The following is a 20,384-nucleotide window of genomic DNA, read 5'->3' as shown; positions in this document are numbered from 1 at the left end:
TGAAGAATTCTATCCATGTTTACATCTATCCTGTTATGAAAACAAGGCGCGTAAATTCACGTTAACCCATTTACTTCATTAGTGTAGCTGCCTTAGAACAATGGGACAGTTATCAATCCGGTGTAGATCTGCTTATTCATTATTCGCGTTTTTCCACCAAAGCCGCCAAAGTCTCACCTTTCCCAAAGAATTGCTACTCATCGATTTGACCACCAGAACGTTTGGAAAACACGGTTACCTTGGTCCCCCTATCACGGAGAGCGTGCAGGCATTAAACTTCATGTTGCTTTACGAGCCGAAATGTCAACCCCTTCAAGTTATTGAAACACAGGGTTCCCGACATGACGCCCTGTAAGTGAAGCGTTGACTCAACCTAACTATATATTGGTGATGCTACAGCGCCTGAATGCCCTTTTTCGCTGGCATAAAAAATGCACCCCCTAAGATTTAATGGATAAACTAGAGTTTTATTCCAGTTTTTATTCTAAGGGGTGCACTTCATTTTCTGGCTGGGTCATTTCTTAGTTATTGAACAGTATTTTATTATATTTGCTCTCCACTTCGCTATCATGAGTAATCAATATAATGGTGTGACTTTGTTTAAGTTCATCCAGAATCGTAATGAAAAGTTTTTTTACAACACTGTCCAAGTTTGAAGTTGGTTCATCAAAAATTAATACCTCTTTATTGACATAGATATTCCGCAATATAGAAATGAGTTGCTGTTGTCCCCCTGATAAGGAGAAATTCTTTCCAATGACTTGATTCTCACCATGCCCTTGGATAAAGTTTTCGGTATCCAATAATTCAATATAAACATTCAACTGCTCAATTGGGATCCCTTGCTTTCCCAACGTTATGTTATTCATGATTGTATCCATATACATCACAGGTTCCTGAAAACAAATTCCTATTTTATCGCTAACCTCCTCCCGTTTCCAGTTTCTCAGCTCTTTGCCATCCAACAAAATATCACCAGTATAATTACAATTGATTTTTGTTAATAACTTTAATAGCGTGCTTTTTCCAGCCCCATTACGTCCGGAAAGACAAAATATATCGTTTCTATACACAGAGAAGGAAATATGTGATAAGGCTTTTTCCAATCCGTTATAACTATAACTGACGTCCTTGAATTCTATATTCAATGTTAATCCACCTCTTCGGCCTTCATAATTAACTCAACTCTCTCGATAGACACTTTAGCTTGTTTCCAACCGGCTACATAGTTAGTTACGCCTTTAATGGGCCCTATAATTTGATTGGAATAATAAACAAACACCGTTAATATACCAATGCTTGTTTGACCGTTTATAACCATCATCGCACCGATCCCTAAAAGAAGAACATTCCCAACAGAAATAATAACAGAAGGAACAGTAGCAGCTATTTTAAAGGTATTTCCCCTTTTTCTATTTGCCTCAAGTGACTTCTCCTCCAAGGGCATATATTTGCCAAGAACATAGTCCTTCAACCCCATTCCAATGGAATAAAGAATGGAATGGAGCGTACCCCTAATGTAAAAAACAGAATCGTCATAGGCTTCCATAACCAATTTACTTCTTTGGGTAATTTTTTTATTAAAGTATATTTGACTCAATAAGATTAGTAGCATGACCATAAGGATAACAATAAATAATATATAGTTATAAAAAAGTAGCACGGTACTAATTACAATTAGAAAAAGCAGGTTAGATATAAACATCGGTATGCCGTTCGACACCAATCTTTCTATAATTCCTATGTCGTTCATAAACAAAGATAACAATTTATCATTGTGTGTATTAACTGTTTCGCCTGGTAAAATAAAAATTTTTGTCAATAACTTTTGCTTCAGATTGTAAGATATTCGCTTCGCTAATTCTGTAAAGATAAATTCAGAGAACAGAGCAAATAAATGTGATAAAACATATAAGCCGATGGATATCAACATAAATTCCATGATTAAAGAAACATCTTGCGAATCCAAACCCGCGTCAATAATCCTACTTATAAATTGAGGAAGTAACATGCTAACTACTGTATCTAAAGTTTGAAAAACTAATATCACAATAACAAAGATATTAAAATGATTGACACCGGTAACAATCCAATTATATTTTTTTAACATATTTTAACCCCCCAGTGTAACTATAAAAAAATATAGTTAGCGTCATTTGTCGCATTTTCTATATACACCGCTATTCATTTTACAGCTTAACGCCCCATTTCCCCTGTTCATGACATTAAGCGCCTTTTTCCTGTCATAATATACCGTTCGCTTGTTTTTGATTTAACTGATTTTCTGTTCATTTTGTCAGTAAAACATCGGATTATGACATATAAACTATTTCTCGAAAAAATAATGATGTATTTATTGTAGGGAAATAGATTGCATGAGAGGGGAATCGATCATGAAGTACGTTTTTAATCCTTACTTGCGTGAGTTGCTTCATAACAATCAAGCCATTATTGCTAATACAAAAACAGGTAATTTTCTGAAAACATCTACATCTTATTATCATGCACTGAAGGAAATGGTAGATGCAGGAGAAACCGAGTTGTTCCTCACCCCCACGGAAAGTTCACCGCACGCTGAAGTCATTAAAAATTTAAAGAACCTTTTTCATGGATTAATGAATATCGAATGTATTCTAACTGAGAACCAGTTAACCAATATCTATAAAGAATCCTTAGATGTCGTGTATCTGGCATTGACGAATAAATGCAACCTGAAATGTAAACATTGCAGCGCTTCCGCTGATATCAAGTTCACCGACGCTTTAACAACAAAAAAAATAAAAGAACTTATTGATCAGCTCGTCTTGCTTCAGCCCAAGGCTATTAATGTGACCGGCGGAGAACCTATGATGCGTATGGATATCATGGACATTTTGGCCCACCTAAGACGCAAGTTTGAAGGTGTTATTTTGCTATCAACGAATGGTCTTTTTATTTCTGAAAAGAACGGTGAACAGCTGCTTAAGTATGTTGATAAGGTTTCCTTTAGTGTAGATGGGTATGATGAAGAAACTTGCGCAAAAATTAGAGGCAGAGGCGTTTTTAATAGAGTAATAAAAAGTATCAAATTGCTTCAGAGTAAGGGATTACAGAAAATCGCTTTATCGATGACGATTACCAACTATACCCTTGATGGAGGAAGGGAACGGTTCCTTAAACTGTGTGAGCAATTAAAGGTGGAGCCCATCGTTCGTATCTTAACACCAGCAGGCAGAGCAGGAGTACACAGCGAAGAAATTTTTCCTGAAAAATCCTTTATAGATGACACTGCCTCCCAAGATCTTCATTGTCGATTATGTTCGCCAGGAAAAAGGGAACTGTTTATCGGAGGGGATGGTAATATTTACCCATGTGGAGGATTAATGGAGTCGGAAGATTTTGTGTTAGGAAATGTATTTGATGAAAATTTAGTAGAACTCATAACTAACGGAAACTTAAAAACAGACTATTCTCCCATTGATCGTGTAAGACCCTGGAATGTTGAATCCTGTAAGGACTGTGACGTTAATTTATTTTGTCACCATTGCATCAGCAATATCCATTTTCTACATCAAAACAAAAAGCTGTTTGATACGGTATGTCAAAAACAAAAAGCAGAACTTCAACAGCTTGTGTGGAAAGACTAGATCACGATAAGGAGAGTACGAAATGAATTTTACCTATTGGGTAACCGAAGATTGCAATTTGAGATGCAAATATTGCTACGTCAATAAAGCTCCAAAAACAATGGATCAGGAAACCGCTACCAAAGCTATTGAATTTACTGAAAAAACACTTGCTGCAAATCCTGCAAAACATAAAGACAAAATTCATATAGGCTTACATGGCGGAGAACCGCTGCTTAATTATTCGATCATTTATTTTCTTATTGAAGAATTAAAATCCAAATTCCCTGGAAACATTGCTTTTACAATGACAACAAACGGTACGACTTACAATAAAGAGATGCTTGATTACGTCGCAAGTCAGGTTGAATTAACCATAAGCGTGGATGGAAAGCAGGAAAGCCACGATATCAATAGAGTGTACAAAAATGGACAGGGCAGTTATGAGCGCGTCATTAAAACGATTGACTATTTAAACAGCCAAGCCCAATTTTACCGGGTGAGAATGACAGTCACGCCCAACAACGTTTCACATCTGGCTGACAACTATATTTATCTTCATGAGAAAGGTTGTCCGGTTGTGGCATTCGCTCTGGATGAAGATGATATGAATTGGGACAAAGAGCTTATGGAGATCTATCGGCAGAATCTCAACGAAATCTTTTCCCACATGGTTAAAAAGGATTTTACCAAAGCGCAGTACTTTTTATACAATTTCAAGAATGAATATTTCCGACCAAGAGGTATCTGTGATGGTTGTCATACAAGCTTTCATATCTCCAGTGATGGAAAACTATACCCTTGTATTCTTGCAGTAGGACACGACGAATTCGCAATGGGCAGTGTATTTACTGGTTTAAATGATACCCGTTTATCAAATTTAGATAAAATCAATCAGAGAGATGAAGGAGTCTGTTCAAAGTGTGCTATGTATAACAACTGCCGAAGTAAAATGTGTAAAATTATTAACAAAATTCAAACTGAAAATTTCTACAAATCCTCCCCCGTATTCTGTACAGCTCAAAAAATACACTATTCTACCGTAAAGAGTTATGACTATATATTGGAAAAATTCTCACTAAAATCAAATAACTGATGATAAGTATACCTGCATGTAATTGGTATGATCACTTCAGCATAAATAAACACTGGTCAAACTCCTCCTCTCTTGCTTTGTAATAACTCTTGTTCCATAGCTTGAAGTATGGCCAATTGCTTTTCTTGGCTACGCTTCAAGCCATTTTTTGTAAAATAAGGATTGTTATATGAAGTGCGACACCTGCTAAGGAAATAAAAAAGGCTCGTGGCCTGATTCGTGTAAAATGAAGCTGCCTACACCACTTACACAAGGATAATCACACCATGAGCTACTCACATCTTAGCATAATCGAACGTAGCAAGCCAAAAATCCTCCATCAACAAGGATGGAGCGCGAGAGCCATCGCTCGTAAAATCGGACGGCATCACGCTACAGTAAGCCCAGAGATCCATCGTCATTCGGAGGAGGGGTGCATAAGAGCGAGTACCTCAGAACAGGCCTATCAACAACGACGTAAGGCCGCTGCGTCCGTGGGGAAATGAACGGAAGAATAAGCTAGACCATAATTGAAGCCAACATCAGTAAGTCCCGAAACGTGCAGGCTAATTAATCAAAGCAGTCGCCAGGCGATGGAGTTATTCACTTTATTTAAGAATTATTCAACCAAGTACTGTTCTTTGTAGATTCTTTACCCCCTTCACTCCGCCCAAATAAATCTTTCAACACTGTTAGATTTCAGAAAGATTGTGGAAAGATTATTATGATAATGTCTGTACTGTAGGTAACTACGATACAGACATTTTTGTTAGAAGGAGAGCAAAATGAAGATATTAGAAACCAGAGAGCTAAGAAAAACTTACGGCAGCGGAGATATGGCGGTTCATGCGTTGGACGGAGTAAACATGGAGGTAGACAATGGAGAATTTGTGGCCATCATTGGTACATCCGGCAGCGGCAAGTCCACCCTACTGCATATGCTCGGTGGGCTGGATCGGCCGACAAGCGGAAACGTCACCGTTGACGGCAAGGATATCTATTCCCTGAAAGATGAAGAATTGACCATTTTCCGCAGACGAAAGATTGGCTTTGTTTTTCAGAATTACAATCTAGTTCCAGTCTTAAATGCCTACGAGAATATTGTGCTCCCCATTGAACTGGATGGGAAACAACCGGACAAAGCCTATCTGGCCAAAATTGCAAATACGCTGGGTCTTGAGAACAAATTAAACAATCTACCGAGCAATCTTTCGGGGGGACAGCAGCAGCGGGTAGCCATTGCAAGAGCGCTGGCGGCGAAACCAGCCATTATTTTGGCCGACGAGCCTACCGGCAACCTGGACAGCAAAACCAGTCTGGATGTCATGGGGTTGATTAAAGTATCCAGCCAGCAGTTCGGCCAAACGATGGTGATGATTACCCACAATGAAGAAATCGCGCAGATGGCGGACCGCATCATCCGCATTGAGGACGGTAAAATGGTTGGCGGTGCGATCAGATGATCAAAGTAAAAAACAATAAGGCGGTTCGTAATTTATCAGATAAAAGTTTTAAAGTGAATAAAACCCGCAATATTATTGCGATCATCGCTATTGCCTTAACCGCCTTGTTATTTACAACCCTGTTTACTATGGGGCTTGGCACTATGGAAAGCTTGCAGCAGGCAACGATGCGGCAGGCCGGTGGGGGGGGGCATGCTCTACTCAAATATCTCACGGATGAGGAATTTAATCGTGTCAAAGACCACCCTCTTATTAAGGAGATAGCGTATGGCCGTTTGTTAAGTAAAAAGGTGACAAACGAGCAATTTTTAAAGCGCCATACGGAGTTCTGGTATTATGACGATGTAGGGCTGAAGCAGGGATTTATTGTGCTGGAAAAAGGCCACAAACCGGTGGCGGAAAATGAAGTTATCGCGGACTCCACTACCCTGCAGTTACTGGGTATTCCCCTGAAAGAGGGCGCCCCATTGACCCTGAAGCTTAAGATCCACGGCAAAAAGGTGCAGCGTGACTTTATCCTCTCCGGCTGGTGGAAGAGTGACCCCGTGTTTAACGCAGGTCAAATCTTTGCTTCTAAAGCTTATGTGGATGCTCATGCCGAAGAATTACGCAGCACATATAAGCAAGACAATGATCAGACCGGAGTCATCAATGCGAACATCATGTTTGATAACAGCTTGAACCTGCAGGAAAAGCTTAATAAAGTGATTATAGAAAGCGGTTATTCCCTTGACAAAAATGCGCCGAACTATATTAACAATAATGTTAACTGGTCGTATCTTTCCACCAATTTCAGTTCGGATCCGGGAACCGTCCTTGTCCTGGCTTCCGGTCTGCTGCTGATCATATTTACCGGCTACTTGATCATCTATAATATTTTCCAAATCTCGGTGATGCGCGATATCCGTTTCTACGGTCTTCTAAAAACCATCGGCACAAGCAGAAAGCAAATCCGCCGGATCATTCGCAGACAGGCATTATTTCTTTCTTTGATCGGGGTTCCCATCGGCCTGCTAGCAGGATTTTTTGTCGGCAAATCGCTTGTTCCACTGCTTATGAACACTTCTATGCACTCAAATACCGAGGTAACCGTGTCCCCCAGCCCATGGATTTTTATCGGATCCGCTCTGTTCGCTGTGATTACCGTAATCATTAGCACCTTTAAACCAGGCAGGATTGCTGCGGCTGTGTCTCCGGTCGAGGCGGTAAGGTACGTAGACGGAGGCGCCAAGACAAAGGGCAGGAACAAACTGAAAAAATCGACCAACGGTGCTAAAATGCCACTGATGGCTCGCGCCAACTTGGGGCGCAATAAGAAGCGGACCACTTTGGTGGTGATCAGTCTTTCTCTAAGTCTGGTGCTACTAAACACTGCATTCACATTATCCCAGAATATGGATATGGATAAGTATTTGTCAAAATTTCATGATACTGACTTTCTGATTGCGCATGCTGATTATTTTCAAGAACATTTCACCGGCCCTGACAACGCGACGACGGAAAGCTATATTCAGGCCGTACAGGCACAACCCGGTTTTGAAGAAGGCGGCCGATTGTACAGTGGCAGTAATGTACTCACTGTCGAGTATAAAGAGAACAAAGAGGGGTACGAAACCGACGCTCACGGTAACTTGCCTATAATAGCATATGGGCTGGAAGAGTTACCCCTTCATCGACTACAATTAATTGACGGTGAGCTTGATTATGGTAAGCTGGCATCGGGGAAGTACATTCTGGAGAACGTTGACCTGGATGACAATAACAAGCCGCATTTGGAAAATGCAAAATATAAGGTGGGTGAAAAGATTACTCTTCATAACTATATGGGTACAGCAAAAGCTTCGCTGAATCAAGAGTATACTAGCCATGAATTCACAGTGCTTGGTCATGTTAGCGTGAGAACCAATTTGAATATAGCCGGTGCTAGTTATGCTAACTTCTACCTCCCGGCAGATATCTACAAAACGCTTGTGAAGAAGCCTGTGGTGATGAGCTATGCCTTTAATGTATCCAACAGTAAAGAAAAAACGATGGAGAGCTTTTTGAAGAGCTATACCGAAACAAAGGAGCCAGTGATGGACTATCGATCCAAATCTACCGTAATGAGAGAGTTTTCAGGTATGCAAAATACCATTGTGATGATCGGCGGTACGCTCAGCGTAATTATTGGTTTGATTGGCATCCTTAATTTTGCAAACGCGCTTCTAACCAGCATTTTGACCCGCCGCCAAGAATTTGCTATACTGCAAAGCATCGGCATGACCAACAAACAATTAAAGACAATGCTCATTTATGAGGGGCTGTACTTTGTACTCGGCACCAGCATATGTTCCATCTTATTAGGAAGCCTATTTTCCGTCTTGGTTGCGAAACCCTTGAGTAACGTAATGTGGTTTATGAGTTATCACTTTATAGTCTGGCCGTTGATCGCCGTGTTGCCTGTTCTGTTGGCATTTGGGATATGTCTTCCTCTCGCAATTTATTCTCTGAGCGGTGGGAAAAGTATCGTGGAACGACTTCGAACAGCAGAATAAATATCCCATTTCTTTTGCCTGGTCAGCAAAAGAAATGGCCCTGCCAAAACTTCTGGCTGGGCCATTTCTTAGTTGTTCAACAGTATTTTGGGCTCTGACGACGATCTATATCACACGCAAATGGACAGCCGCGAGCTAGGATGCAAATACTTCTCCGGCTTTCTGTCTTCTTTCCGGTCAGCGTAGGCGACCACTTGCGTTAGAAACGCGAGTCCCCTCGGGGGGGATTCATTGAAATAGTTACACGAAATTATAGGCAAACCCATAGAACGCAAAAAGAAGAAGTATCTCTACCTCTCCTTTTTGTCGTTAATCATTTAAATAAGTCCTTGAGTAGCTCTTATTACCAGAACCTTACCACAACTGCATCACAATGACCGTCTGGTGTTTCACAATCATACAAACACGAACCATCATCACAAATACCTTGCACTTCCATATCAAAATCTACTGCTGCTAAAATTTCGAGTTTTTCCATGATCATCTCACCACCTTTCCTCTTTCTATTTTACATCGAAAATGCTTCCTAATATCTCAGCTGTACAAATCGACGTATTTTTTGACATAAAAGACCATTTTTCTCGATACAAAGTTTTGCTTTTGATGATACTTTATTTTTATATCAATTGTTTTTTCACCCTCGAATATCTTGTCACATGTTTCTATTGCATTGTCCAACAAGTTGCCAAATATTTTGGAATTTCCGTCTGGGGATATAATCGCTTGAGAGAAGCCCGTTAGTGGCCCGCACAAGTAATGGGAATATCCTGAACGCTCCGGTTTTTCAGCTCTTGTAGGCTAAGCCAGAACTCGTGCATCTTGAGCCGTCACTAGCTTGTTCTCTTTGATGAATTTTCTCAATTGCTGTTTCGTTCAAAATCCCATGTGCGCTCCCCAACCTTTCTTTGATTTTCATTGTAATGGTTTTGGGAGTTTACACAATCTATTTTACAGACATCATCATATAAGTCCCATAATATAATATTGACATAAAACCTATCTCCTACAGTCCTTATATCCAGGATTCCCGAGTTTTCTTTTACGATCTGCTTGACACTTTTCAATCCAAAACCATGGTTTCTTCTATTCTTTTTATTACTTATAAAATCACTATTTATGAACCCCGGATTGAAAGTATTGGAAATTTCTATATAAAGCTGCCTTTCGTGATATTTTATTTTTATGTCCATTGTTTTCTCACCTTCGGTTATCTTGTCACAACCCTCTACTGCATTGTCCAGCAAATTACCAAATACAACGGCTATAATATTATTATTTAGAGAAAATTTTCCTGGAAGAAAACTATCAACATTCACTAAAATGTTTTTTTCAGTAGCCAAATTTATTTTCTCCGTGAGTACGTAATTAAGTACATTGTTCGGTGAATATTTCTGAGTTTCAGTACATTTAATATCTGAGAGAATTTCTTCTATAAACCCCTCTGCTGCCTCAACATTATTTTCTTTCAGCAATCCTTTTAAGGTCAACAGTTCATTTCTCATATCATGCCTGATTCTCCGAATTTCTTTTTGCGATTTCTCCAGATTATCATAGTGTTTATTTTCTGCTTTAAGATTGAAGTTTAATAATTCCTGCTCTATCATTTCGCCGTACATTCGGCTTAATTGTTCATAAATAATTAACATGATGATATTGATTGATAAAACACCAATCATAGAAATTACACTTAACCACTCATTTGGGTTCTTACCTGATCTTAAAATCAAATCAAAATGACTGCACAACATGCAAAGAGTTATGATAGGAACTGCAAACAAACACATGTATAAATAATGCAGAGTAGTTTCTCTTTTATAAACATCTATTTTAAAAAGTAAAGGGACCCATAAAAAAAAGAAAAATTTACTGATTTCTGAGAGGAGAGCACCCGCTTCGTAATAATAAGATACATTATCTGATGTAAGGAGTACATTTGGAAAACAAGCATTCATGATGGCGCAACATACTCCTACAGATAAGATTTCAATTGCAATTACAACTGTACCCCAACACAGTTTTGTTGTTATATGATTTTTTGGGTAAAAACAAAGTATAGTGAACACTGGAACAACATTTAGCATAACATCAAATGTTGTTTTCAAAAAGTACATACCGACTACTGTCAGACCTATTAATGCAATCGTAAACAGCCAGATTTTCTCCGTCGAAAGTCCCTTTTTAGTAAATAAAACTTTATTCAGAAATCTACTTATAATGAAAATATCAAAAGAATTTAGTATAAAATCAAACATGACTCTTTCCAATTAGAATCTCTTCCTCATATAATTCATCATTTTTTGTTTAAAATCTTTTTTATACTTTCTACTGATCGGTAGTTCCAAATAAGTTTCCTGAATTTCGCCATTTACGATCCGTTTCATCATAATATTTTCACATTTTATTCCCACAACGTATTTCAGGTTAATGATATACGAAGCATGAATCTGAGTGAAAGCCATCGGATCAAGTTGAGCAAGTATTTGTGAAGTTGTCTGATTACACTTATATTCTTTTGTCTCTGTATAAATATGAGCAGCCCTCCCACTTTTCTCAAAGTACATAATTTCATCTTCGTTTATAATGAGCTTATTTCGTTCATAGCTAAACTCAAAATAACTATGTGAACTATGTAAATAGTGATCAGCTCTTTGAAGAACCTCAAAAAGGGTTTCTTTATTCACAGGTTTCAGTATGTAATCAAAGGTTTGTACTTTAAATACGTCTGGCATGTATTCGTCATAATTGGTTACAAAGATAATTACAGCTTTATTGTCAAATTCTCTTATTTTTTTGGCTAAACTAATACCATCCATATCCGCCATCTCAATATCAAGCAGATAAATATTGTATTCAGCTTTATTCCTAGCTACATATTGCAGCAATTTTTCCCCGCTTCCAAAAGTATCAACTTCTACTTTGGTAAAAGGATATTCTAATGTAAACTTCTCCACCCGGGCCAGCTCCACATTTGTATCATCACACAAAGCGATGTTTAACATCGGATCCACATCCCTACATACATTAATCATTCTTAATTGTAAAGTATCGTGTATAAGTTAACCTATGATCTTCACATCAATGAATTAATTCTTAGTTGCAAGGAACAGTATGATTTCCGGTCATGCCCAGCACAATTCTAATCCCCTCTTTGCTGGGTTTATTATGTAGTTTCAAAGTTAATCTTATTTATTATATAGCGCTTACTAATTACATATATAGTATACCATTTAAAGTTTTCTATAATCAAATATTTTTTCTAAATAAATACATTTTCTATATTTTTATTTAAATACTAAAAATATAGATTTCAAACATCTTAATTCGATTAAATACCTAGCTCCTCCAAGTACTTCAACAATGCAACAAGAGAACATACATTTAATATATGTATATTGTGATAATCTTTTAAGGTATAATTCAACTCTTTTTCTAAGCTACTCCAAAAATCACCAAAATTATTAAAAGTTATTCCAGTTAACTCAGAAATAAAAGGACCTTTATATAAAGAATGGATATCAATTTCAAGATTAGTGGTTTCATAAATCGCTTTTTCTATATACCTGCCAAATTTTTCTACTAAATTACTATCCACATCAGCATCAAGGATAGGTTTAAATTCAGGTACTGTCACCTCATATTCCAAAGCACTGCGTTCAAGAATATCATTAACCTCTGAAAACGTAATATCTTCATTATAAAAGACAGAGTTTGTCACCTCAGAAGAGATCAGTTGCATACTTCTCCCCACACAAAGAGCATTCGCTTTAGAAGTACCTTTAAAAAAGGTAAACCGTTCGGCAAGTGTATAGACAAAAATTGGTGCCTCATCAAATACGGCTTGGATCTTTTTATTTTTTGAAAATAAAAATGACTCAATTGAACAAAACATTTGCCCATTTACACCAATGACAGTAGGCAGACTAGCTGGATAACTACTCTGACTACCATTTTTTACAGATACAAAAATAAGTTTATTTTGATCTACTAACTGCTGTGTAATTTGGCTAAGTTGCTGATAGTATCCTTCTGAAGTAACGGAAATGCTTATGCATATATATTTAATATTCAGATTAAGGCATTTCTTCAACGCCACATGCAAGAGTCTGGTACTCGTTTTCCCTTCTTCATTTGCTATTTTTATGATGTAAAATTGAGCCTCATTAAAAATTTGCACAATCGTATCTGCCACAGAAGTTCCATGCCCATGGTCATCCTGAAAATCATTATCCTCGATAATTTCGTCTCCTGAATATTGAAATCTCACTCCGTCTATAACATGTTTACTTAAGCTACGATTCGTCATGTCTATTCCAGTATCAATTATGACTACTTGTTTGTTGTTAAACATAGTCTTCACCTATCCTATCAAATTTATAGAATGCTATATATAAATTAGCACTTTAGTTTGATATAGAATGTGTAAGTGATAAAATAACCAATTTAATGCTATAAAAAGCAAATTTCCGATAAAAATGTATTAAAATTTCAATGCTGACCATTTATAATTACGAGTTACTAGAGTATTCAGCAAGACGAAAAATGACACAATATGCGCTGATTATTACAGTAATATTTCTACATAGATCAACCGTAGTAACCTTATTCATAGATTAACTACAACTTAAGAATACAGGCTATCTGGAAGCAATTAATCTCAATAGTCTGTTAAGGCTCCGTATAAATATTTTAAGAAGGTGATAATCAAAATAATTATATGTCCGGAAAATTAGTTAATCACGCAAAAAAAAATAATTTGGAGGTTCCTTATGATAAAAAAACAAAAATTTCTACCGTTCAAAATAGCTTTTATATTTTGTATGTGTTTGACAAGCTTTTTCATTGCTAATGATACTAACTATGCTGCAGAACATAAGAATTTTACGGCGATAGAGCAAAATGACAATAAATATAACGCAGAATATAAGAATTCTACGGCGATAGAGCAAAATGACAATAATCCGACTGTTGAAGAATACGAGAATAATGTAAAAGATCTGCCTAGACTGAATGCGAATGAAACCATGGACAAATTCAACTCGGGAGAAGGTTTTTACTTTTATATAGGCAGACCCAGCTGCTACTATTGTCGTGAATTCTCTCCCATTTTAAAAGAATTTTCTTCTCAGATATCACAACCTATCTATTATTACAACATGGATGGTGGGGACTGGGGACCAATCATTGGGCAATTTCTTAGAGATCATATCAATTTACAAGGTACCCCAACATTAGCCTATATTAAAGAAGGAAAAGTTGTTGTTCAACAAGTGGGCACAGGACCAAATGCGGATGAATTGCTAACTATTTTTGCCAATTGTCCTCAGTAACCTTTCGCATTTCAAAATGATCGATCCAAATCATTGAAACTTTGACTCGCAAGATGGAATTCTTTGAAAAAAGCGTCCTTCTTGCGAGTCTTCTATACTTTAAAATTTAATCACAATTCCCACTCTTCCCGTAAAAGCCCCATTCGGATCGAATCATAATACTCTCCATCATAATATCTGCACTTGCGAAGCCTGGCTTCGAGGGTCATGCCCAGTTTCTCCCCCACCTTCATCATCCGATGGTTTCCTGACCAGGTTGTAAAGCCCACTCTTACTAGAGGTAATGTATTAAACAAATGCGTGATCCACAGTCGAAGCACCCTCGTACCGTACCCACCGCTCCAATACCGCGAATCAAAGATACCTATCCCCATTTCAAGCCATTGGGAAGGCTGATGCTCCCAATAGTAGCTAACCGATCCAATGACCTTACCCTCCACTTCAATGATCCAAAAGTCATCTTGCCCGATTCGCTTTTCCTTCTCTTTTAAATACTCCTCAAAAGAAAGTGGCTTATGTTCATAATAAGGTGCATCCCACTGCTTCCATTCCGGTGCTTCTTCCTTAAAAGTTAACGTCCAAAGAGCCGGCAGGTCTTCTTCTGTAACAGGCCTAATCGTTAAATCCTTATCCGTATACATTGAGTACACTCCTTTTATAATAAAATTCGTTCTATCTATATTGGGCCTTATTGGGCTTTATTGTATCTGCTTTTGCATTATTTCGAAATTCTAGTTTTGTCCGTCTTCCAAGCAAAGTCATAATTTAAGTTGACAAACAATCAAAAATAATATATCTTAATATCAAGATAATAAATATAAAGAAAAGTTTTTCGACTGTTTATTTTGTTTAGAAAAACCTAATCATATAAAAACCAAGGAGGATAATGACATGAAACTATTAGGATTGCATCACGTTTCGGCGATTACAGCGGCAGCGGCTAAAAATGTTGATTTTTATACTCAGGTAATGGGACTTCGGTTGATCAAGAAAACGGTGAACCAAGATGATGTTAGTGTGTATCACCTTTTTTACGGAGATGAGCGTGGAACTGCGGGTACAGAAGTCACTTTCTTTGAAATTCCACATGCGGGACAAACTCGTACAGGAAATAACAGCATTTCAGCTCTCTCCCTACGGGTACCAAATGACAAGGCACTGGATTACTGGAAAAACCGCTTCGAGCAGCTGGATGTAAAACATGGCGAAATTACGGATCAAGCAGGACGCCTGGCACTTTCGTTTGAGGATTTTGAAGGACAACGCTTCTTCCTCGTTTCAGATGAGCATGATCACGGAATGCGTGGCGGCACGCCTTGGGAGAAAAGCCCTGTCCCTGCCGAATACGGCATTGTAGGACTTGGGCCCGTTCATCTGACCATTCCCAAAGCGGAGAATACTATTCTCATTCTTGAACAGGTTATGGGCTTCCGCAAAAAGGGCTCCTATCCTTCCCCTGTTGCTGGACAACCGGATGTGGTCATCTATGAAACGGGTGAAGGCGGTACAGGAACTGAGGTGCATCTGGAAGAGCGCAACGATCTGCCACAAGAGCGACCAGGACGCGGCAGTGTGCACCATGTAGCTTTCCGTGTTGAAACCGAGGAAGAGCTCAAACAATGGGTAGAGCGTATTGGTCAGCTGCAAATTTCCAACTCTGGTTTTGTAGATCGCTTTTATTTCCGTTCCTTGTACTTCCGTGAGCCGAACGGCATTCTGTTTGAATTGGCTACCGATGGACCAGGGTTTGACACCGATGAGGAATTGGAGTTTCTGGGCGAATCCCTATCACTGCCTCCATTTTTGGAGTCGCGCCGTGCTTCGATTGAGGCTAATCTCAAACCACTCAACACCAAACATGAATAAGGTATATTTGCTCTAAAAACACACAAAGCCGGGACTCCTACATCATGTAGAGGTTCCCGGCTTTTTTTTCGTGCAACCGTCCTGCTTTCACCTAAAAAAACATGTCATCTGCATGCTTTTCAGCTTTAACTGGTAAGCGAAGTGCCCTTATTAGTTATGCTTACAGCTTTTTATCATCCACACTGTTCAGCCATGCTTCGATTTCTCCGATTACTGAGGCAATGCAACCATCTTGGAATGGCGAGATGAGTCCAGCCAGCTCAACCAATCCGGTAAAGGATCGACTTCCCCCAGCACGACACAGCTTCAAATAATCTTCCCACGCTGCTGTCCGGTCGATACTCATGCGTTTCCAGAATTGGAACGCGCACAGTTGCGCGAGTGTATAGTCAATGTAGTAGAACGGAGATTGGAAAATATGCCCCTGTTTGTGCCAGAATCCGCCCTGCTCCAGATACTCGTTGCCTTCATAATCCAGATGCGGTTTATACTTACGTTCAATGGAGCGCCATGCGCTTTTACGTTCGGCTGGGGTCCAATCCGGATGTTCGTATACGGCATGTTGGAATTCATCCACGGCTACGCCGTAAGGAACGAACAGCAACGATGAAGATAGATGTTCAAAGTGATATTTGTCCGTATCTTCCTCGAAGAACAGATTCATCCAGGGCCATGCAAAAAACTCCATGCTCATAGAGTGAATCTCAGCCGCCTCCATCGTTGGCCAATGGTACTCGGGAATTTCAAAATGTCGGCTTTCATAGACCTGGAAGGCATGACCTGCTTCATGCGTCAATACGTCGATATCACCGGACGTACCATTGAAATTGGAGAAAATAAACGGCGTGCCATATTCGCTCAAAAATGTACAATAGCCTCCACTTTGTTTTCCCTTTTTGCTGATCAAATCCATTAATCCACGTTCGATCATAAAGCTGAAAAATTCATGTGTTTCCGCTGAAAGCTCCTCATACATGCGTGCTCCATTACGAAGGATCCACTCCGGGTCACCTTTAGGCGTAGGATTGCCTGACAGGAAGTTGAAGCCTTCATCGTAATAGCGAAGCTGATCTACTCCAATCCGTTCGCGCTGGCGCTCCTTCAGCTTGGTTGCCAAAGGAACGATGTGCTTCAGCACCTGCTCGCGGAAATTGGCTACCATCTCGGCATTGTAATCTGTACGTCCTAAGCGGGCATAGCCCAATTCTACGAAGTTGTCATAGCCCAGCTTGTGTGCCATGCGCGTACGTACCTTGACCAATTCATCATAAATTCGATCCAGCTCGTCCTCATGCTCACTCATAAATTGATATTTAGCCTCGGAGGCCTGTTTGCGTGTCTCCCGGTTGGTAGCCATTTCAAATGGCAGGAGCTGTGACAATGTGCGTTCTTCCCCCTCGAACGGGATCTTCGCTGAAGCAATCAATTGAGCATATTCCGAAGTCAGCTTATTCTCCTGCTGCAAATCCTCAATAATATCCGGATGGAACGACTTGAGGGCTACCTCGGCAATACTGAAAAGCTGGCTGCCCCATAGACTCTCCAACTCGTTGCGGAATGGAGAATCCACCAATGCCCGGTAGTAATCGGTTACATACTCCTGAATAACCGGCATGAAATCATCAGCGTACTCTTGCTCCGCTTTGTAAAAGGCGTCCTCCGTATTAATGGAGTGCCGAACTTCCACCAATTGCAATTGCGTTTCCACATTACTGCGCAGCTTATTAATCGCATGAATCACTTCATTTTGACGTTCTACGCTGTCCGCTTCACGAAACTGCTGCAACAGTGTTTTAAACCGCTGTTCAATTTCAGGTTGCTCTGGTCGGCTGTAAGCCATTTGGCTGAATAATGTCATTGCTTCGGTTCCTCCTTAAATGTAATAAATCTGATGCCTATTATACAGTACGATTAGACCAAACTGGAAGCTGAAATTCCAATAAAATACAACCTCAAAAGCCGCAATACTATGTATTGCGGCTTTTGAGCCTAATCTAACTTATATATCATAGATGTCGCTGCCTAAAGCAACCTAAATATATATACAGCCTGGTGGGGATTTATAAGTCTCCCTAATGTCGCAGACCTTCATGCTTTATTGGTTTTGCAAACGATGTGCCGCATGCAGGGTTGGACCGACGAATTCATTCAGCTTGAAGCTACCTTCAATGGCCTGTGTAATGAATTTCTTGGCCTGATCCACTGCTTCACGTACAGTCAGCCCTTGTGCCAAACCAGCCGTTACCGCTGCCGAAGTGGTGCAGCCTGCACCGTGGGTAAAGTTTGTTTTTACAACATCGGCTTCAAACCAGTCAAAAGTGATTCCGTCATATAGCAGATCCATCGCTTTACCTGCACGAATTTTGCCACGGTCCTTGATCAGTACATGCTTAGCTCCACGCTCATGGATAATCGCAGCCGCTTCCTGCATCTGCTCCAGTGTCGTGATCGGTCCATTCTTCGCCAGTTGCGAAGCCTCGAACAAGTTCGGTGTTACCAGGTCAGCGCCAGGGATCAACAATTCCAGCATCGCTTCTGTATTTTCCGGCTGAAGCACTTCATCCGTGCCTTTGCAGACCATGACCGGGTCAATTACGATCCGCTTCAGATCATGCTTTTTCAAATGGCTGGCTACCAGCTCGATAATTTCAACGGAACCAAGCATGCCGGTTTTCATCGCATCAAAGCCGATACCTTCCAATACAGTACGCAGCTGCGCTTCTACCACATCCAACGCAACAGGATATACAAGATGGTCCCAGGTTTTAGGCCCCATCGCTACTACGGTTGTCAATACGGTCATACCATATACGCCAAGCTCCTGAAAGGTTTTCAGGTCTGCCTGAATACCCGCTCCACCGCTTGTGTCGGAGCCGGCTATCGTTAATGTTTTGGGAATCGTCATTTGTTCATGCTCTCCTTCACTTTCTGTGCTGCATTTATCCTAATCCCGCTTGCGAAACTTGTCAACGCGCAAAACGATCCTCTCTATGCTAAAAGTCACAAGCGACGGCAGCAGCTAAAAAACGAGAACATCCCCTTTTGAAACGGGAATATCCTCGCAATAACGTGTTATATGAAGAATTTGAAGGAAATTTAGAATTATAAATATCCGCCGGTACTGTGATCATAGGCATGATTCTTTTCATTTGCACGTACGCCCAGGCATAGGCTCTGATACAATTGCTGCTGTTCCGGTGTAGCAAAATTCCGATGCTGCTCAAATAAAGCCATACAACCAATGATATGTTCGGTATAGCTATTATCAACGGACAGTTGCAAGCAGTGCAGTGTTTGTCCCACTCCCTCGGGGTAATCGCCTTTTCGGAAATAATATTCTGCAAACACCTTACAAAAGGATGCAAAACGAAATGCATTAAAGTGCTTGCGATAATGAGTATCCCATCGTTCCGGTGCAAGCTCCCAGAAGTTCTTGAGTTGCTGACTAAACAGTCCCAGTTCGGCATCCACGAAATAACCGAACCGGTTCGCCGATTCGAGCAAGGTGTTCAAGCCTTCCAATGTCTCATCCGGATGCTCGCGCAGGTAAGTAATATATTCATAGATTGCAGAAGTGTTGCCCATTTTAATTTCAATACAAAGTCGGTTGCCCTGTGCATATACACGATGCAGGTTGACCACTTTCCATCCTTCTTCGTCTAAACCCTCAAACCAGCTCAAATCTGCATAACCTTCAATCCATTGCTTGGATTCCTCATATCTACCCTGAAACTCATAGCAACTGGCCTTGAGTAGATGCCCCTGAGCATAGTAATAAACGAGCGGCTTAAGCAGCTCCAGGTGCTCATCTCCGAAACGGTTCCGATTGCGATACAATGCCTGCGCCAGCTCTCTTAGCTCGTCCGCATACATCTCCATCTCGGACCATTGCATTTTTAAAGCAAACACTTGAGATAGCATATGTAAGCCTTCCAATGCGTAAATTTCCGGTAGACGACTACGGTACAAATGGAATTGTACAGCAGCCTTCAAGTTCCGTTGGCTATCCTTAATCTGAATCTGGAATATACGGAAATAGCTGATCGCCAATCGTTCAGAGTGGGTATACTTCTCACTTTCGATGACACAATCATACAGAAGCATGGAAGCTTCATATCTGCCATCCTCAAACATCGCTTCTGCGGTCTCAAAAATGGCAGGAACGTTCGATAAATCGTCCATCAAATAGGCAAGTACACTGCGTATACACTCCAGCTTGTTCAACTCTGAACAACGCAGGAGAAACGGACGCAACCTCCTCCAGTGCGGCAAGGAATGAATAAAACATTCATCAACATACATCTCGAACAAAGATCCTTCTTCCAATCCCATGGCCTCGGTAATCAGATCAAGCTGATTGACTGAGATCGGCCGTGGTGGGTTCCGATTAAGTATACCGCTAAGTGTACCCGGATTTACCTTGGAAGCATCTGCAAAACATTGCATTGAAATGCCTTCATTTTGAATATACTTTTCTATTTCTGCGCGGATCGTGGTGTTTTTTTCCAAAGGGA

18 protein-coding genes and 1 pseudogene are annotated in these 20,384 nt (G+C 40.1%); 8 read left to right on the top strand and 11 right to left on the bottom strand.

The features are described 5' to 3' along the window. Positions 1–157 precede the first annotated feature (157 nt). A pseudogene (locus tag ACWA2B_RS16910) lies at positions 158–370 on the top strand (IS4 family transposase); the annotation flags it as partial. Between the two features lie 151 nt (positions 371–521). On the opposite strand, the gene ACWA2B_RS16905 reads toward ACWA2B_RS16910, so the two are convergent. Further along, the gene (locus ACWA2B_RS16905) at positions 522–1,148 is read right to left on the bottom strand and encodes an ABC transporter ATP-binding protein (RefSeq protein ID WP_342434491.1); all 627 of its coding nucleotides are present in this window, start codon (positions 1,146–1,148) and stop codon (positions 522–524) included. A 2-nt stretch (positions 1,149–1,150) separates the two neighbouring features. Next, positions 1,151–2,110, bottom strand: coding sequence for an ABC transporter ATP-binding protein (locus ACWA2B_RS16900; protein WP_342434492.1), 960 nt, complete (start codon positions 2,108–2,110; stop codon positions 1,151–1,153). Between the two features lie 283 nt (positions 2,111–2,393). Between ACWA2B_RS16900 and ACWA2B_RS16895 the strand changes: the two genes are divergently transcribed. From ACWA2B_RS16895 to ACWA2B_RS16875, 5 genes are all read left to right on the top strand, one after another. Continuing rightward, on the top strand, positions 2,394–3,626 hold the full coding sequence (locus ACWA2B_RS16895) for a radical SAM/SPASM domain-containing protein (RefSeq protein WP_342434493.1): 1,233 nt from the start codon (positions 2,394–2,396) through the stop codon (positions 3,624–3,626). Positions 3,627–3,648: 22 nt separating this feature from the next. Continuing rightward, entirely contained in the window at positions 3,649–4,701 is a 1,053-nt protein-coding gene (locus ACWA2B_RS16890; RefSeq protein ID WP_342434494.1) for a radical SAM/SPASM domain-containing protein, read from the top strand. A gap of 266 nt (positions 4,702–4,967) precedes the next feature. After that, a complete protein-coding gene (locus ACWA2B_RS16885; RefSeq protein ID WP_446723107.1) occupies positions 4,968–5,186 on the top strand; it encodes a helix-turn-helix domain-containing protein in 219 nt (72 codons plus the stop codon). 279 nt (positions 5,187–5,465) lie between these two features. Then, positions 5,466–6,143, top strand: coding sequence for an ABC transporter ATP-binding protein (locus ACWA2B_RS16880; protein ID WP_342434495.1), 678 nt, complete (start codon positions 5,466–5,468; stop codon positions 6,141–6,143). Next, the gene (locus tag ACWA2B_RS16875) at positions 6,140–8,677 is read left to right on the top strand and encodes an ABC transporter permease (protein WP_342434496.1); all 2,538 of its coding nucleotides are present in this window, start codon (positions 6,140–6,142) and stop codon (positions 8,675–8,677) included. Before ACWA2B_RS16880 ends, ACWA2B_RS16875 begins: the two co-directional genes overlap by 4 nt. Positions 8,678–9,020: 343 nt before the next feature. Here the strand turns inward: ACWA2B_RS16875 and ACWA2B_RS16870 are convergent, their stop codons facing one another. From ACWA2B_RS16870 to ACWA2B_RS16850, 5 genes are all read right to left on the bottom strand, one after another. After that, the gene (locus ACWA2B_RS16870; protein WP_342434497.1) at positions 9,021–9,155 is read right to left on the bottom strand and encodes a hypothetical protein; all 135 of its coding nucleotides are present in this window, start codon (positions 9,153–9,155) and stop codon (positions 9,021–9,023) included. 56 nt (positions 9,156–9,211) lie between these two features. Further along, on the bottom strand, positions 9,212–9,355 hold the full coding sequence (locus tag ACWA2B_RS16865; RefSeq protein WP_449292467.1) for a hypothetical protein: 144 nt from the start codon (positions 9,353–9,355) through the stop codon (positions 9,212–9,214). 179 nt (positions 9,356–9,534) lie between these two features. Then, positions 9,535–10,941, bottom strand: coding sequence for a sensor histidine kinase (locus tag ACWA2B_RS16860; protein ID WP_342434498.1), 1,407 nt, complete (start codon positions 10,939–10,941; stop codon positions 9,535–9,537). After that, positions 10,942–11,676, bottom strand: coding sequence for a LytR/AlgR family response regulator transcription factor (locus ACWA2B_RS16855; protein WP_342434499.1), 735 nt, complete (start codon positions 11,674–11,676; stop codon positions 10,942–10,944). 326 nt (positions 11,677–12,002) lie between these two features. After that, the gene (locus tag ACWA2B_RS16850) at positions 12,003–13,025 is read right to left on the bottom strand and encodes a S8 family serine peptidase (protein WP_342434500.1); all 1,023 of its coding nucleotides are present in this window, start codon (positions 13,023–13,025) and stop codon (positions 12,003–12,005) included. Positions 13,026–13,443: 418 nt separating this feature from the next. Here ACWA2B_RS16850 and traF point away from each other — a divergent pair, with 418 nt between their 5' ends. Beyond that, positions 13,444–14,004, top strand: a complete 561-nt coding sequence (traF, locus tag ACWA2B_RS16845) for a conjugal transfer protein TraF (protein WP_342434501.1) — start codon at positions 13,444–13,446, stop codon at positions 14,002–14,004. Positions 14,005–14,114: 110 nt separating this feature from the next. Here traF and ACWA2B_RS16840 read toward each other — a convergent pair whose 3' ends face one another. After that, positions 14,115–14,645, bottom strand: coding sequence for a GNAT family N-acetyltransferase (locus ACWA2B_RS16840; protein WP_342434502.1), 531 nt, complete (start codon positions 14,643–14,645; stop codon positions 14,115–14,117). A 250-nt stretch (positions 14,646–14,895) separates the two neighbouring features. Between ACWA2B_RS16840 and ACWA2B_RS16835 the strand changes: the two genes are divergently transcribed. Then, the gene (locus ACWA2B_RS16835) at positions 14,896–15,870 is read left to right on the top strand and encodes a ring-cleaving dioxygenase (RefSeq protein ID WP_029519287.1); all 975 of its coding nucleotides are present in this window, start codon (positions 14,896–14,898) and stop codon (positions 15,868–15,870) included. A gap of 160 nt (positions 15,871–16,030) precedes the next feature. On the opposite strand, the gene ACWA2B_RS16830 is transcribed toward ACWA2B_RS16835, so the two are convergent. From ACWA2B_RS16830 to ACWA2B_RS16820, 3 genes are all read right to left on the bottom strand, one after another. After that, positions 16,031–17,728 (bottom strand): M3 family oligoendopeptidase, encoded by a 1,698-nt coding sequence (locus ACWA2B_RS16830; RefSeq protein WP_340933219.1) that lies wholly within the window; start codon positions 17,726–17,728, stop codon positions 16,031–16,033. A 237-nt stretch (positions 17,729–17,965) separates the two neighbouring features. Then, positions 17,966–18,775 (bottom strand): bifunctional hydroxymethylpyrimidine kinase/phosphomethylpyrimidine kinase, encoded by an 810-nt coding sequence (gene thiD, locus ACWA2B_RS16825; RefSeq protein ID WP_029519291.1) that lies wholly within the window; start codon positions 18,773–18,775, stop codon positions 17,966–17,968. Between the two features lie 197 nt (positions 18,776–18,972). After that, positions 18,973–20,379 carry a DNA-binding protein gene (locus tag ACWA2B_RS16820; RefSeq protein ID WP_341071249.1) on the bottom strand — a complete coding sequence of 469 codons (1,407 nt, stop codon included), beginning with the start codon at positions 20,377–20,379 and terminating at the stop codon, positions 18,973–18,975. Positions 20,380–20,384 lie beyond the last annotated feature (5 nt).

The sequence above is a fragment of the Paenibacillus sp. CMM36 genome (genome assembly GCF_053570945.1).
This window is presented reverse-complemented; position numbering and strand designations above follow the sequence as displayed.

Coding starts and splice junctions, on each gene's coding strand:
- ACWA2B_RS16850 (WP_342434500.1), bottom strand. CDS start 13,025: ATGTTTAACAACAAACAAGTAGTCATAATTGATACTGGAATAGACATG.
- ACWA2B_RS16830 (WP_340933219.1), bottom strand. CDS start 17,728: ATGACATTATTCAGCCAAATGGCTTACAGCCGACCAGAGCAACCTGAA.
- ACWA2B_RS16835 (WP_029519287.1), top strand. CDS start 14,896: ATGAAACTATTAGGATTGCATCACGTTTCGGCGATTACAGCGGCAGCG.
- traF (WP_342434501.1), top strand. CDS start 13,444: ATGATAAAAAAACAAAAATTTCTACCGTTCAAAATAGCTTTTATATTT.
- ACWA2B_RS16890 (WP_342434494.1), top strand. CDS start 3,649: ATGAATTTTACCTATTGGGTAACCGAAGATTGCAATTTGAGATGCAAA.
- ACWA2B_RS16870 (WP_342434497.1), bottom strand. CDS start 9,155: ATGGAAAAACTCGAAATTTTAGCAGCAGTAGATTTTGATATGGAAGTG.
- thiD (WP_029519291.1), bottom strand. CDS start 18,775: ATGACGATTCCCAAAACATTAACGATAGCCGGCTCCGACACAAGCGGT.
- ACWA2B_RS16855 (WP_342434499.1), bottom strand. CDS start 11,676: ATGTTAAACATCGCTTTGTGTGATGATACAAATGTGGAGCTGGCCCGG.
- ACWA2B_RS16885 (WP_446723107.1), top strand. CDS start 4,968: ATGAGCTACTCACATCTTAGCATAATCGAACGTAGCAAGCCAAAAATC.
- ACWA2B_RS16875 (WP_342434496.1), top strand. CDS start 6,140: ATGATCAAAGTAAAAAACAATAAGGCGGTTCGTAATTTATCAGATAAA.
- ACWA2B_RS16840 (WP_342434502.1), bottom strand. CDS start 14,645: ATGTATACGGATAAGGATTTAACGATTAGGCCTGTTACAGAAGAAGAC.
- ACWA2B_RS16895 (WP_342434493.1), top strand. CDS start 2,394: ATGAAGTACGTTTTTAATCCTTACTTGCGTGAGTTGCTTCATAACAAT.
- ACWA2B_RS16900 (WP_342434492.1), bottom strand. CDS start 2,110: ATGTTAAAAAAATATAATTGGATTGTTACCGGTGTCAATCATTTTAAT.
- ACWA2B_RS16880 (WP_342434495.1), top strand. CDS start 5,466: ATGAAGATATTAGAAACCAGAGAGCTAAGAAAAACTTACGGCAGCGGA.